We start from the raw sequence: 14,649 nt of genomic DNA on the forward strand, positions 1-14,649 counted from the left end.
ATGAATTGGATAAAACTAAGTACTTACGAAGATCTGGATAGGATAAAGGAAGAGTCCAAGAGCCAGCCCGTTGTAATTTTCAAGCACAGTACGCGATGTTCCATTAGCAGCATGGCGCTTAATCGCCTGGAGAGATCGTGGTCTCCCGAAGAAATGACAGAGGTAAAAGCCTACTACCTTGACCTGATCAGCTACAGGGACATTTCGAATCAAATATCATCGGAGTTTAACATTCGACACGAGTCGCCACAAGTACTCATTGTAAAAAATGGAGAAGTGATCTATGATAATTCTCACATGGGTATAAACTATGACGACATCAAAGAAGCCACTAAAAGTTAAAAGTCACAGTTTGTTTGATTGTTTCCGATAAGCTGAGAGCTACCGGACAGGTAAGTGCCGCTCGTTTCAATTTTTCCTTTTGTACATCGGTGGCGTCCAAATGGGCAATTGAAAAACTGATCTTTACTTCTTCAATCTTCCGGGGATTAGCACCCATGATCTTCGTTACTTCTGCCTGAAGTCCGGTGAGATCGACATTTTCCCGATTAGCCGTAATACCCATCAATGTCATCATGCAACTGCTCAGTGCAGAGCAAACAAGGTCGGTGGGAGAAAACGCCTCTCCTTTGCCATTATTATCTGTAGGCGCATCTGTAATGATAGTATTACCCGACTTGAGATGCCTGGCAGATGTTCGCAATTCACCGAGGTATTCAGTTGTCATTGAGTGCATAATGTTTCTAAATTATTAAACTATAATTTCGTAATTTGCGTTAGAGTTAATAATCCTTAAATTTAAAGAATCTTTTATTCCCATTGATTTGATATGCGCAAAATAGTGTTACTATTTTCATTATTTACTTTCCCTCTTCTCGGCTTCTCTCAAGGACTGGATGCGGATAACTATGAAAGTGAATTCATATGGGGTATTAATAAAAACACCTCCGGAGGATTGATCGGGGGTTTTGTAATTCGCAGTTCAAAACGCATCAACGACCGCTTGTATCAAAGTATAGGATTTGAACTGGTGAATGTGAAGCACCCTCTTGAAGTACGCAGAAACTCAAGAATAACAGGAAATCTTTTTATCTATGGAAAAAGTAACTATCTATATGCGTTAAGAGGACAGTATGGTCGTGAATTGATTTTATTCAGAAAAGCCCCTCAGCAAGGAGTGGAGATCAAGGCTGTTGTGGCTATAGGCCCTTCAATAGGAATACTTGCTCCGTACTACATAGATTACGATGTAGATGGTAATATTACTTCAATTGATACCAAAAAGGAGCAGTACGATCCCAACAAGCATAAATTCCAGGATATTCTGGGCACGGGCCACGTCCTACAGGGGATCCAGGAATCAAAAATTAAGCTCGGTGGAAACTTCAAAGCAGCACTAAGCTTTGAATTGGGCACGTTAAAAAGCCATGTAACAGGCTTCGAGGCAGGATTTTTACTAGATGCCTATACTGAAGAGATCACTTTGATGCCTACAGCAGAAAATAATGCTATTTTTCCAACCGCCTTCATCACTTTGTTTTATGGCAAGCGAAGATAATGAATTGATCTTTGCAACATTAAAACCTTAGTTTCCTAATTTTGCAGCGTAAAAAACAGATTCGCTATGATAGAGCTTCCGGTAATTTCAGATGCAGACCAACCAAAAAAACGTAAACCTGACTGGCTTCGGGTAAAACTTCCCATAGGAAAAGAATATGCCCGGGTGAGAAAGCTCGTAGACAACCATAAGCTGCACACCATTTGCGAAAGCGGCAGTTGTCCTAACATGGGCGAATGCTGGGGAGCAGGTACAGCCACTTTTATGATACTGGGCAACGTGTGTACCCGTAGTTGCACCTTCTGTGCTGTGGCCACCGGCCGACCACCAGAGTACGACACTGAAGAGCCGAAACGGGTAGCGGAAGCCATAAAGCTAATGGGAGTAAAACATGCCGTGATCACATCAGTAAATAGAGACGAGTTGAAAGACCGTGGCGCGGAGATATGGTACCAAACAGTGGTAGAAACTAAAAAGTTAAGCCCGGAAACTACCATAGAGACCCTTATTCCTGACGTGAAAGGCAACTGGGACGCTCTATATAGAATGATAGAAGGTGGACAGGAGGTTGTGTCTCATAATGTTGAAACTGTGGAACGCCTCTACAGGAGAGTTCGTCCGCAGGCAAAGTATCAAAGAAGTCTTGAGCAGATCAAGCTCATTAATGAGGCCGGAAAAAGAACAAAATCAGGCATCATGCTTGGTGTTGGAGAAACTCCTGATGAAGTACATAAAGCAATGGATGACCTGGCAGCTCATGGACTACATATATTAACTTTAGGACAATATTTACAACCCACGAAAAGGCACCTTGAAGTAGCGGAATTTATCCATCCCGATCAGTTCGCAGCCTACAAAGAGGAAGGTTTAAAAAGAGGCCTTAAATATGTGGAATCAGGTCCGTTGGTAAGGTCTTCATATCATGCTGAAAGACACGTAAACGTTCCAATATAACCGTTCACAGTTTACAGTTCTGAGTTCTGAAGTTCTGAGTTCTGAGTTCCACCATTCTCATAGTATTCGTGCCACTACTATCTTCTCACAGACGATAGTGGTGGCACGAATAGCTTGTACACACGAACTAAAACTTATCAACGCTTTCCGCTAATTCCGGGACACATAAGAAGCAATAAACTTTTGACTCAAAACCGGGAACTCAGAACTGTAAACTGTAAACAGGATCAGTTTTTACCCATCTTCTGGTCTTGCAACTTATCAACAACCGGCCTGCTGTCACGATTGGCTAAAACCCATGCGGTATAAAATACCAGTTTCGCTCTCTTTGTCAGCATCTCAAAATTGATCTTATCAATTGTGTCAGTGGGCTGATGGTAATCATCATGAGTACCATTGAAGTAGAAGATCACAGGAATGTTATTCTTGGCAAAATTCCAATGGTCTGATCTGTAGTAGATCCTGTCAGGGTGACTCTCATCGTTATATGTATAGTCCAGGTCAAATTGAGTGAAAGTGTCATTTACCTTCTCGCTGATCTCATGTAGTTCAGTCGATAGACGATTCGAACCAACCAGGTAAACATAATTTGGATTGTCCTTATGTGCCGGGTCTACCCTGCCGATCATGTCAATATTCAGATTCACCACAGTGTTCTCGAGCGGAAATATAGGATTGGCTGCATAGTACTCAGAGCCCAGCAAACCCTTTTCCTCGCCTGTTACCAGCATAAATAATATACTTCTTCTGGGTCCTTTTCCTTCCTCCTTAGCCTTGGTAAAAGCCTCAGCAAGCTCTATCACGGCTGAAACCCCCGATCCATCATCATCAGCGCCATTGTTAATCTCCTCTCCATCTCTTCCTATATGATCATAATGTGCAGTAATTACCAGCAGTTCGTCTTTTTTATCCGTTCCTTCCAGGTAACCTAAAACATTTTCAGTCTGAACTAACTCAATATTCTGTTGGATTTTGTATGTCAACCCTGACGGCTTTATCTTTTTAAAGGCCGCTTTTTTATCTACTGCAGAAGCTGCTTCTTTCAACTCCACGGCAGATTTACCATATAGCTTTTCAGCCACAGAGGGAGAAAGGAAGAAAACACCCGGAGAAGAACTGGTAGCGGAGGGCTTTTCTACAGACAGTCGTCCTCCAGAAAGCCAGTGCTTGAACTGGTCGGCCACTCCGGCAAATTCCTCATCTGTAGAAGTACTTAACAGAAACACTGTCTTTGCTCCGGCCCTGGTAGCTACCTCCATCACCGTACGTGCACCCTGAATATTGTCGATTACCGCAAAGACCCCTTTACCTTTAATATCCGCCGCTTTAAGATCCTCTTCCTGACCCTGACCAATGAAAACCACCTCACTGGCAACCTCCCCTGCAGTGCTGGCCGACCCATAATAGATAATGTCTTTGAAATTATCATAGCGCACCTCTTTTACTTTGACATAGATATCACCAGGCCTGCTTGTATAGAGCGCTACCGGCTGGTAGTAACTCATCATGCCACCGATCTGCACAGGGGCCTGAAGCCCAAGCTCTTCAAAATGGTGCCTGATAAAAGCTGCAGCCATCTTCTGTCCGCGGGTCCCGGTTTCACGTCCTTCGAGAGCATCCGAAGCAAGTATCGACAGGTAATCGTACAGATCATCTTTTGTAATGGTCTCGGCATACTGTCGGGCATCCTGCTCGTTTTGCGCGTATGTACTGGCAAAGATCAGTCCCAACATCAGTGTTATCAACAATTTTTTCATCCTAATTTTTTGTTCAAGTAATGCAGTTATAACCCCTAAAATTAAGCAAAAACTTTATGGTGGTATGATTTTGTCCAGAATTTGTTATAAACGGTCAATTTCCTAGTGCTAACGTTTGCAATAGCCGTTTTTAGTTATTACGATCAGCGCTTTTCTGACAATAAAATCATACCTTTGCAAGCGAATTTAGCATGTGCATAATGCATGCCAAAAAGAACTTATTTTACTAAACTCGATGAAACTAGATATCAACAATTTGGAGCGGTTTGACACCAGACATAACGGTCCGGATGAGCAGCAGATTCAGGAAATGTTGGAAGTAGTGAAAGCTAACTCTCTAGAAGAGTTAATCGATCAGACCATTCCTAAATCTATTCGACTAAAAGGCGAACTTAATTTACCTGTTGCTAAAACAGAGTACAAGTTTCTACACGACTTTAAGAAGTTGGCACAACGGAACAAGATCTTCCGTTCGTACATTGGTACTGGTTATTATAACTGCGTAGTACCCAATGTGATACTAAGAAATATCCTGGAAAACCCGGGATGGTATACAGCATACACGCCCTACCAGGCCGAAATCGCCCAGGGAAGGCTTGAAGCTTTGATCAATTTCCAGACCATGATCATCGATCTCACGGGTATGGAAATTGCAAATGCCTCTCTGCTGGATGAAGGCACCGCTGCCGCCGAGGCAATGAGTATGCTGGCAGGCGCCCGAAAAGGAGCACGCAAGAATGCCAATAAGTTCTTTATTGATGAAAACACTTTCCCTCAAACTATAAGCGTAATCAGGGCAAGGGCAATATCTATTGGTATTGACCTGGTTGTAGGAGACATAAGGGACCTGGATCTTACCGATCCCGAAATATACGGGGTACTGGTTCAGTATCCTAACAATGATGGGGCCGTTATCGATCACTCTGCTTTCATTAGCGCTGCTAAGGAACAGGATGTATATGTTGCAGTGGCAGCCGATCTAATGAGTCTGTTGCTATTGACATCACCGGGTGAAATGGGCGCTGATGTAGTGGTAGGCACCAGCCAAAGGTTTGGCGTGCCCATGGGTTACGGAGGCCCTCATGCTGCCTATTTTGCAACAAAAGATGCCTTTAAACGTCAGATCCCGGGCAGGATTATCGGTGCATCAGTAGACAGTCAGGGCAATAATGGCTACCGTATGGCATTGCAAACCCGCGAACAACACATCAGAAGAGAAAAAGCAACCTCCAACATTTGTACCGCACAAGTGCTGCTGGCTGTTATGGCGGGTATGTATGCCGTTTATCACGGGCCGAAAGGTCTGAAGAAAATCGCCACCAGAATACATGGCCTCACACAACTGCTCAATAAAGGTTTGGAGGATCTTGGTTATGAGCAATTAAATGATCACTATTTCGATACCCTGAAAATAAAAGTTGGTGATTCGGCTGGTGTGCGCACTCTTGCACTTCAAAGTGAAATGAATTTCCGGTATTTCGACAACTGCGTGGGTATTTCACTTGACGAAACCACACGCATTGATGACATAAAAGATATCCTGGACATATTTGCCAGGGCTGCCGGGAAGGCTCTGACAATAGACGTAGAGTCCGAGAGCAAAAACCTGGCGTTGAGCTGGCCTGATGCTTTAGTCAGAAAATCAGATTACCTGCAGCATCCGATCTTCAACATCCATCATTCGGAGCATGAGATGCTGCGCTATATTAAAAAACTGGAAAACAAAGACCTTTCTTTGGTTCACTCAATGATCTCGCTGGGCTCTTGTACCATGAAATTGAATGCTACCACTGAGATGATCCCCGTAACCTGGCCTGAATTTGGCAACATACATCCATTCGCCCCTGAAGATCAGGCAGAAGGGTACCAGACGCTATTCGAAGAACTAAGTGAGTGGTTGTGTGAGATCACAGGATTTGCAGCAGTATCGCTGCAGCCAAATAGTGGCGCACAGGGAGAGTATGCCGGACTGATGGTGATTAAAGCCTACCATGAAAGCAGGGGTGATGGACATAGAAATGTAACTTTGATCCCTTCTTCAGCGCACGGCACCAACCCGGCCAGCGCAGTTTTGGCTGGTATGAAAGTAGTTATTGTACGCTGCGATGAGAAGGGAAACATTGATGTAGAGGATCTGAGAGCAAAGGCAGAGGAAAACAAAGACAATCTTTCTGCCCTGATGGTGACTTACCCTTCTACACACGGTGTATTTGAAGAAAGCATTATCGAGATCTGCGATATTATTCACCAAAATGGCGGCCAGGTATATATGGATGGTGCAAACATGAATGCGCAGGTCGGTCTTACAAGTCCTGCCAACATAGGAGCAGACGTATGCCATCTAAACCTACACAAAACCTTCTGCATCCCTCACGGAGGTGGCGGGCCAGGCATGGGCCCTATTGGGGTAGCCGAACAACTGAAGCCATTCCTTCCGGGTAATCCGATTGTCAAAACAGGAGGTAAACAAGCCATTGACGCTATTTCCGCTGCTCCCTGGGGTAGTGCAAGTATCCTGACTATCTCGTATGCATATATTGCTATGATGGGAAGAATGGGACTTAAGGCAGCCACTCAAATAGCCATACTGAATGCTAACTATATCAAAGAGAAATTGTCCGGCCACTACCCTGTATTATACGCAGGTAAAAACGGCAGATGTGCTCATGAAATGATCATCGACTGCCGTGAGTTCAAGAAAGCAGGAATTGAGGTAGAAGATATAGCAAAAAGGCTGATGGACTATGGCTTCCATGCCCCAACGGTATCATTCCCGGTAGCCGGAACAATGATGATTGAGCCGACAGAAAGCGAGGCGCGTGAAGAGTTAGACAAATTCTGCGAAGCATTAATTGAGATCAGAAATGAGATCCGGGAAGTAGAAAACGGTCTGGCTGATAAGGAGAATAATGTACTAAAGAACGCCCCTCATACAGCTCCTTTGGTAACGAGCGACAGTTGGGATAAGCCATATAGCAGGGAAAAAGCAGCTTACCCGCTGGCTTTTGTAAGAGATGCTAAGTTCTGGCCTTCGGTCGGAAGGGTAGATAATGCGTATGGCGACAGAAATCTGGTTTGCAGTTGTTTGCCCTTGGAGGAATACCAGGGAGACTCAGAGCCAGTTGAAGCGTAAGCTTTAAAATCTATTACAGAAAACAAAAGAAGGTGTCTCAGAAGGGCGCCTTCTTTTGTTTTCTAAATTTATTCGTAGTATAACACAGCAAGCAAAGTTTGCCCAACAGCCTCCAGTGTTTCCTTACTGATAATATCCATATCATCTTTGTGGCTGTGATGGAAATCTCCAAAATATCCGGTTGCAGGATCATAATGGACAATATCGATCATCGGGATGTTGGCATACTTATTTACAAACGAGTGATCATCCGTAATTCCTCCCGGCTGCTTTCTTACGAAGTAACTGGAAAAACCCAGCTTTGCCGCCCGGTCCCATACCTTTTCTACTATTGAACGTGCATAATACAATGAGGTATCCTCCATGGGAAACTGTGCTCCTTTGGCGCCTACCATATCAAGCAAAATGCCATAGTAAGCTGAATACCCCTTTTTGTGCTTGTTTTTTGACCAGTATTGAGAGCCCAGGCACCACCAACTGTCCGTACCATTGGCAGGTGCAGTTCTGGTGCTACCCTCGGTTTCACCCCAATCTTCCCCATCAAAAAATATAATATCAATACCTATGTCCGGAGGCCTATTGGTGCTGATCACACGTGCTACCTCCAGTAAAACTCCTACGCCACTCGCTCCATCGTTAGCACCGGCAATGGGTTCATTAGGTCGCTCCTTATCTTTATCTGCAAATGGCCGTGTATCATAATGCGCAGCTAAGAGCACTCTCTTCTTTTTTCCCGGGTTAAAAGAGGCAATTATATTCCTTAGGTATAGCTTCTCATTGTCAAAGGTGGTAGCCTCAAATTCCTGAGTTTGCACCTCGGCCCCATAAGACTGTAGTGTAGCAATAAAGTAGTCACCAGCTTCTTTGTGGGCGGCCGTATTGGGTACCCTGGGTCCCATGTCCACCTGGGTTTTAATGAAATGATAAGCTGAGTCAGGATTAAAGTTAGGCACATTTACCACTTTTTCTACTTGAGGTTCTTCCTGGGTTACTTCCTTCTTTTTGTCATCTCCACAAGAAATGGTTAAAAAGACAAACAAAAGAAGCAAGCTCCTGTATTTTAAGACACTGTTTAGATTCATTTATATCTCATTTAATAATTTTTGGCTAAAGTAATGATATAATCCCTTAACAACGGAAAACTTTTATCAATAGTTTGTTGTAAAGATTGTTTGTAAAGCAAATAAATTGGTGTATTTTTGCATCTGAAATAGAAAACTAAATTCTGAGGGGACGCGAGTCCCCTCTTTTTATATTCTTTTTTCTATAAGTATGGAGCTGACGGAACAAATAAAAAAGATCGCTGAAAATCATCTGAATGATGAAAGCCATTATATTGTTGACGTTAATATCTCATCTCATAAGGGACCTAAAAAGGTATTAGTTTTGTTAGATGGAGACAAAGGCGTAACAATTGATGATTGTGCCGATCTCAGCCGTGCTATCGGAGCCGAATTAGAGGATAATAACATCATTGAAGATGCTTTCAGATTAGAAGTATCCTCCCCCGGTGTGGATTATCCTTTGCAGTCTGTCAGGCAATACAAAAAGAATATTGGTAGAAAAGTAAAAATATCTTTAAAAGATGATAAAGATATAGTGGGCATTTTAAAAGATGTCACCGAAGAAAAGGTGGTATTAGACCAGGAAGTAAAAAAAGGGAAGAACATCGAATATAAAGAGGTAGAGATACCTAGATCAGACATTAATAAAACTATAGTTCAGATTTCATTTAAATAAAAGAAAAATGGATACCTCTGTATTAATTGAGTCGTTTGCAGATTTTGCCAAACAAAAAAACATAGACAGACCTACAATGATCCGTATCCTGGAAGATGTGTTCAGGACCATGATAAGAAAGAAATTCGAAACGGACGAAAATTTTGATATAATTATCAATGCCGACAAAGGCGACTTGGAAATCTGGAGATTCAGAGAAATTGTAGATGATAACTCAGAAGATATCTGGGACCATGACAAGATCAGCTTGACCGAAGCCAGAAAAATAGAGCCTGATTTTGAAATTGGAGAGGAAGTGGCAGAAGAGATCACCTTGTATGATTTTGGAAGAAGGGCCGTAATGACAGCACGCCAGACGTTGATCCAAAAGGTAAAAGACCTGGAGAAGGATATCCTCTTTCAGAAATATAAAGACCTTGTTGGTGAGATCATCAATGGTGAAGTATATCAGATACTGAGCCGTGAAGTATTGCTCATCGATGCAGAAGGAAATGAAATATCTATTCCTAAGAATGAACAGATACCAAAAGACCGGTTTAGAAAAGGGGATCAGGTAAGAGCCATCGTTGACAGAGTAGAAATGATCAATGGTAACCCTAAGATTATCCTGTCAAGAACAAGTCCGGTATTCCTTGAAAGGCTGTTTGAAAGCGAAGTGCCGGAAGTTTATGACGGTCTGATCACAATCAAAAAAGTAGTACGCGAACCTGGTGAAAGGGCCAAAGTAGCTGTTGAATCATATGATGACCGCATTGATCCGGTAGGAGCATGTGTAGGCATGAAGGGCTCGCGTATCCACAGTATCGTTCGCGAGCTTCAAAATGAAAATATTGATGTGATCAATTATACTGATAATCTTGATCTGTACATTACGAGAGCATTAAGCCCTGCCAAGATTTCAAGTATCAAGATCAGTGAAGATGAAGGCCGTGTTTCCGTGTACCTTAAGCCTGATCAGGTATCATTAGCGATCGGTAAAGGTGGTCAAAACATTAAACTGGCCAGCCGCTTAGTAGGCATGGAAATAGATGTATTCAGAGAACTCGGAGAATTTGAAGAGGAGGACGTGGATCTGGATGAATTTGCAGATGAAATTGAAGACTGGGTAATCGATGAATTGAAAAGAGTTGGACTCGATACAGCAAAAAGTGTATTGGCGCTCAACAAAGAAGAACTTGAAAGAAGAACGGACCTCGAAGAGGAGACTATTGACAATGTGATGAGGGTTCTTAAACAGGAGTTCGAATAATAAGTATTTTTTAAAATCATAAAAAAAAGGGATATTTGAGTATGTCAGACGAAAAAACCATGAGGCTTAGTCAGGTCGCCAGAAAACTTAATGTAGGTCGAACTACTATTATAGATTTTCTTGCTGATAAAGGCTTTGAAGTAGATAGCAGCCCTAATTCTAAGGTAACAAGCGAGCAATTCGCTATGTTATCTAAAGAATTTGCTGCGTCAGCTTCTGAGAAGAAAGAAGCTTCCGGCCTGACGATCGGGACTAAGCATAATGAACACGTGGTGATTGACAGTGATACTGATAGTTCTAAAAAATCAGATGACGAGGAAAATATTCTCATTAAGAACCTTGCAGCAGACAAGAGTAAGGAAGTTAAGGAGCAACCTAAGCAGGAACCTGCCCCTGAAAAAAAACCTGAGCGGGTGGAACATGAAAAGCCCAAGCTTCAAGGCATAAAGGTACTGGGGAAAATAGATCTCGACAAAAAAAGCAAACCTGCTGAAAAGGAGGAAGAGCCTAAAAAAGAGGAGCCTCGCAAGGAAGAACCCAAAGAAGTAGAGGCTAAAAAAGAACCGGTACAAGAGGTGAAGGAAGAGGAAAAACCAGTCGTAAAGACCGAAACTCCTAAGCCGGAGCCAAAAGAAGAAGTAGTGGAGGAAGAGGAAAAATCGCAGCTTATCGAGGCTAAAGCAGATAAGCTTAAAGGTCTGAAAGTTGTCGGCAAAATAGACCTGCCGGTAGAAAGAGAGAAGAAAAAAGATAAGCCGGTAGCTTCTTCTGACGACCGAAAAGAACAAAAGAAAAAGAAACGTCCGAGAAAAAGGATACCGCGCCACGAACTGCAGGACAAAGGAAAAGGCAAGAGACCACGCCCGGAAAAGGAAGAACCTTCAGACAAGGAGATCCAGGATAAGATCAAGGCAACTCTTGCTAAATTAAGCGGCACTAAGAAAAAGAGCTCAGGTTCAAAATACAGAAGAGAGAAAAGATCTGCGATAGCTGAGGCTAAGGAGGAGCAGGCGCTTCAGGAAGCACAAGAATCAAAAACACTGAAGGTGACAGAGTTCATCTCAGCCAATGACCTCGCCTCGCTCATGGATGTATCAGTTAATGATGTGATCTCTACCTGTATGAGTCTTGGTATGTTCGTTTCGATCAACCAACGTCTTGATGCCGAATCAATCACTGTAATAGCAGATGAGTTCGGCTATAATGTGGAATTTACCTCAACGGATGATGAAATCGAGGTAGAGGTTGAAGAAGATGCAGAAGAGGACCTGAAGCCACGGGCTCCGATCGTTACGATCATGGGTCACGTTGACCACGGTAAAACCTCATTGCTTGACTATATCAGAAGCTCCAAAGTCACTGCAGGTGAAGCCGGTGGTATAACCCAGCACATCGGTGCTTACGATGTAACCACTGAAAGCGGACAAAAAATAGCATTCCTTGATACACCGGGTCACGAAGCATTTACAGCAATGCGAGCCAGAGGTGCCAAGGTAACAGATATAGTAATTATAGTAGTAGCTGCCGATGATGATGTTATGCCTCAGACCAAAGAGGCCATCAATCACGCGCAGGTTGCCGGTGTACCTATTGTAATCGCTATTAATAAAGTTGACAAACCAAATGCTAATCCTGACAAGATCAAGGAAGCACTTTCCAACATCAACATTTTAGTGGAAGATTGGGGAGGTAAATATCAAAGCCAGGAAATATCAGCCAAGACAGGCCAGGGTGTAGAGGAGTTATTGGAAAAAGTATTGCTGGAAGCAGAGCTACTGGAGCTTAAAGCCAATCCGGTTAAAAATGCTACGGGTACTGTTATTGAAGCATCTCTTGACAAGGGACGTGGATACGTAGCTACTCTTCTGGTGCAAAACGGCACTATGAAAGTAGGCGATGTAATACTTGCAGGAGCTTACTATGGCAGAGTGAAGGCCATGTTTGACCATATTGGCAGCAAAATGGACAAGGCAGGCCCATCCACTCCGGTACTGATGCTGGGATTAGATGGAGCTCCCCAGGCTGGTGATAAGTTCAATGTAATGGAAAGCGACCGTGAGGCTCGTGAAATAGCTACAAAAAGAGAGCAGATACTTCGTGAGCAAAGCATCAGGACCAAGAAGCACATTACACTGGATGAAATTGGCAGAAGACTTGCAATCGGATCCTTCAAAGAGCTTAATGTCATTGTAAAAGGTGACGTGGACGGTTCGGTAGAAGCCCTTTCCGACTCACTGCTTAAGCTTAGCACCGAAGAGATCCAGGTAAATATTATACACAAAGGTGTAGGACAAATATCAGAATCAGATGTATTGCTGGCCTCGGCTTCCGATGCAGTAATTGTTGGTTTCCAGGTTAGGCCGTCAGGCTCCGCCCGTAAGATTGCTGACAATGAAGAAATCGAGATCCGACTATACTCTGTGATCTACGATGCCATTAACGATGTTCGCGATGCAATGGAAGGCATGCTTGATCCTGAAGTGGAGGAAGTGATCGTTGGTAATGTGGAAGTAAGGGATGTATTTAAAATATCCAAGGTAGGAGCAGTTGCCGGATGTATGGTAACTGATGGATACATCAAGAAAAACAACCCTATCCGACTTATTCGGGATGGTATTGTGGTTTACTCCGGTGAAATGGGCCAACTCAAACGTTTCAAAGACGATGTAACAGAAGTGAAAAGTGGATATGAGTGTGGTATAAGCATCAAAAACTTTAATGACATAAAAGAAGGTGATGTCATTGAAAGTTATGAAGAACGCGAAACAAAAAGAAAGCTTTAGAGTAAAATAGAAAATTAAGAGGGCATCTGCGCCCTTTTTCTATCTTCAATTGCTTGCTTTTGAAATAATTAAATGAATTAATATTAATATTGCGCCTGCTCTGATAGCCTTTCACGTGGAAATCCCACCGTGTTAAGTTATTAGAGATAATTTTGTTCTTTTTTTTCTTAAAGAATATTAAAATTGGAGAGTTATTTTTAAATTGTCCTTTAAATCAATTTTATTTGTTTAAACAAAACCTTACAATTCTAAAAACAATAGGCCATGGAAGAAACCCCGATACAATCGTTTGATACCTGGAACACGTGGGCGCAGTATATTGCTTACGGCTTGACCGGCTTAGCAGTTCTTATTTTAATAGGCCATATTTTAAAGTTATCAGCTACCAGCGATTCAAAGAACAAGTATGACTATATAAACCGCAGTGAGATCAATATTTTGATGACTTGCAGCATTCTTGTGATCATAGCTGGAGGACTTTACGCCAACTCATTTATTGCAGAGCTTGGCATGTTATGGCTTTTCGTAAGGATTTTCGTCACGGTGTCTATGGGCTTAATTATTGGCGTGATCGTACAGAATTTACTTAAATTTTACTATCCTTTTTATATTGAAAAGCGTTTGAAAAAGCTTAGATATAAGCCACGTATCTCTCCTAAAACCGGTAAGCCTATGAAGCTGTTAAGTGAAGAAGAGGAAGACGTATACCTGGATGAAGGTATGCAGGCTGAAGAGGAAATCTATTCAATTGACTACGATGTGTGGGTGGATGAAGAAACCGGATATACTAAAATTGAAAAATATGCTGGCCACCTTCATGCTCTTCAGTGCCCTGAATGTAATTATCAAACTTTTAGAGTAGCCAGAGAAGAGATATTGAAGTCACCATCTTCAACCGAAGAAGGTGAGTTAATGAAACACTTCGAGTGTGGTTACTGTGGCTATAAAGCCAAAAAGAACTACAAAATTGCTATGTTAAATGATACTAAACAATCTGAAGAAACTGCCACTGCATGATAAACTGATACTAAATAAATAACCAGGGAGGTGCCTTTTAAGGCACCTCTTTTTTTTGGATGAGGCAGAAAAGATGGGGACCTGAGGAGTCAAAAGTTTGGCCTGCTTTACACCTCACCCATCACAGGCTGAAATACTGGCATGGCAAAATCGTCCTCTCCTCCCTTGCTCCGCTAAAAGCCTTACGAAGACAAGAAAAGGAGAGGGATGTACAGACCGTAGTAGAACTACCATTCACTTTCCATCTCGTTCTCGGCAAGCTTGTTAGTTTAAAAAAAAACCATATCCCCATCCCAGATATCGATTGAAATCCTTACTCCCCCGCATTTCAGCTTAATTCCTAAAAAACCTGGAATGATCGTGTATCGTCCATACTCTAACTTTTATCACCAAAATTACTCCAACTGAATTGTGCTCATTCCCTCCGAATGTGAATGGAGTGCAGAAAAACAGAATAG

General features: G+C 42.6%; 11 protein-coding genes. 8 read left to right on the forward strand and 3 right to left on the reverse strand.

Features of this window, described 5'->3' with window-relative positions:
• Complete coding sequence (gene ytxJ, locus C900_RS07905; protein WP_040496145.1) at positions 1–342, forward strand: bacillithiol system redox-active protein YtxJ; 342 nt, start codon at positions 1–3, stop codon at positions 340–342.
• Here ytxJ and C900_RS07910 read toward each other — a convergent pair.
• Positions 332–736 carry an OsmC family protein gene (locus C900_RS07910; protein ID WP_009579211.1) on the reverse strand — a complete coding sequence of 135 codons (405 nt, stop codon included), beginning with the start codon at positions 734–736 and terminating at the stop codon, positions 332–334. The genes ytxJ and C900_RS07910 overlap by 11 nt on opposite strands.
• 93 nt (positions 737–829) lie before the next feature.
• On the opposite strand from C900_RS07910, the gene C900_RS07915 reads away from it, so the two are divergent.
• Both C900_RS07915 and lipA read left to right on the forward strand, forming a co-directional pair.
• On the forward strand, positions 830–1,558 hold the full coding sequence (locus C900_RS07915; RefSeq protein WP_009579213.1) for a hypothetical protein: 729 nt from the start codon (positions 830–832) through the stop codon (positions 1,556–1,558).
• A 66-nt stretch (positions 1,559–1,624) separates the two neighbouring features.
• Positions 1,625–2,512 (forward strand): lipoyl synthase, encoded by an 888-nt coding sequence (gene lipA / locus C900_RS07920; protein ID WP_009579215.1) that lies wholly within the window; start codon positions 1,625–1,627, stop codon positions 2,510–2,512.
• 227 nt (positions 2,513–2,739) lie between these two features.
• On the opposite strand, the gene C900_RS07925 is transcribed toward lipA, so the two are convergent.
• Positions 2,740–4,269, reverse strand: coding sequence for a M28 family peptidase (locus C900_RS07925; RefSeq protein WP_009579217.1), 1,530 nt, complete (start codon positions 4,267–4,269; stop codon positions 2,740–2,742).
• A 235-nt stretch (positions 4,270–4,504) separates the two neighbouring features.
• Here C900_RS07925 and gcvP point away from each other — a divergent pair, with 235 nt between their 5' ends.
• Positions 4,505–7,402: an aminomethyl-transferring glycine dehydrogenase gene (gcvP, locus tag C900_RS07930; RefSeq protein WP_009579218.1), complete on the forward strand. Its 2,898-nt coding sequence runs from the start codon at positions 4,505–4,507 to the stop codon at positions 7,400–7,402.
• 68 nt (positions 7,403–7,470) lie between these two features.
• Here the strand turns inward: gcvP and C900_RS07935 are convergent, their stop codons facing one another.
• Positions 7,471–8,484, reverse strand: a complete 1,014-nt coding sequence (locus tag C900_RS07935; RefSeq protein WP_009579219.1) for a M28 family peptidase — start codon at positions 8,482–8,484, stop codon at positions 7,471–7,473.
• Between the two features lie 190 nt (positions 8,485–8,674).
• Here C900_RS07935 and C900_RS07940 point away from each other — a divergent pair, with 190 nt between their 5' ends.
• From C900_RS07940 to C900_RS07955, 4 genes are all read left to right on the forward strand, one after another.
• Positions 8,675–9,142, forward strand: coding sequence for a ribosome maturation factor RimP (locus tag C900_RS07940; protein ID WP_009579220.1), 468 nt, complete (start codon positions 8,675–8,677; stop codon positions 9,140–9,142).
• Positions 9,143–9,149: 7 nt separating this feature from the next.
• Positions 9,150–10,391, forward strand: a complete 1,242-nt coding sequence (gene nusA / locus C900_RS07945; RefSeq protein ID WP_009579221.1) for a transcription termination factor NusA — start codon at positions 9,150–9,152, stop codon at positions 10,389–10,391.
• A gap of 41 nt (positions 10,392–10,432) precedes the next feature.
• Positions 10,433–13,174, forward strand: a complete 2,742-nt coding sequence (gene infB / locus C900_RS07950; protein ID WP_040496121.1) for a translation initiation factor IF-2 — start codon at positions 10,433–10,435, stop codon at positions 13,172–13,174.
• Between the two features lie 264 nt (positions 13,175–13,438).
• Positions 13,439–14,191, forward strand: a complete 753-nt coding sequence (locus C900_RS07955; protein WP_009579223.1) for a hypothetical protein — start codon at positions 13,439–13,441, stop codon at positions 14,189–14,191.
• Positions 14,192–14,649: the final 458 nt, after the last annotated feature.

Origin of the sequence: Fulvivirga imtechensis AK7, from assembly GCF_000331535.1 — a bacterium.
Lineage (GTDB): Bacteria > Bacteroidota > Bacteroidia > Cytophagales > Cyclobacteriaceae > Fulvivirga > Fulvivirga imtechensis.

What these genes read in the sequence shown, in the direction of transcription:
- lipA (WP_009579215.1), top strand. Translation starts at nt 1,625, where the DNA reads ATGATAGAGCTTCCGGTAATTTCAGATGCAGACCAACCAAAAAAACGT.
- gcvP (WP_009579218.1), top strand. Translation starts at nt 4,505, where the DNA reads ATGAAACTAGATATCAACAATTTGGAGCGGTTTGACACCAGACATAAC.
- nusA (WP_009579221.1), top strand. Translation starts at nt 9,150, where the DNA reads ATGGATACCTCTGTATTAATTGAGTCGTTTGCAGATTTTGCCAAACAA.
- C900_RS07955 (WP_009579223.1), top strand. Translation starts at nt 13,439, where the DNA reads ATGGAAGAAACCCCGATACAATCGTTTGATACCTGGAACACGTGGGCG.
- C900_RS07935 (WP_009579219.1), bottom strand. Translation starts at nt 8,484, where the DNA reads ATGAATCTAAACAGTGTCTTAAAATACAGGAGCTTGCTTCTTTTGTTT.
- C900_RS07910 (WP_009579211.1), bottom strand. Translation starts at nt 736, where the DNA reads ATGCACTCAATGACAACTGAATACCTCGGTGAATTGCGAACATCTGCC.
- C900_RS07915 (WP_009579213.1), top strand. Translation starts at nt 830, where the DNA reads ATGCGCAAAATAGTGTTACTATTTTCATTATTTACTTTCCCTCTTCTC.
- ytxJ (WP_040496145.1), top strand. Translation starts at nt 1, where the DNA reads ATGAATTGGATAAAACTAAGTACTTACGAAGATCTGGATAGGATAAAG.
- C900_RS07925 (WP_009579217.1), bottom strand. Translation starts at nt 4,269, where the DNA reads ATGAAAAAATTGTTGATAACACTGATGTTGGGACTGATCTTTGCCAGT.
- infB (WP_040496121.1), top strand. Translation starts at nt 10,433, where the DNA reads ATGTCAGACGAAAAAACCATGAGGCTTAGTCAGGTCGCCAGAAAACTT.
- C900_RS07940 (WP_009579220.1), top strand. Translation starts at nt 8,675, where the DNA reads ATGGAGCTGACGGAACAAATAAAAAAGATCGCTGAAAATCATCTGAAT.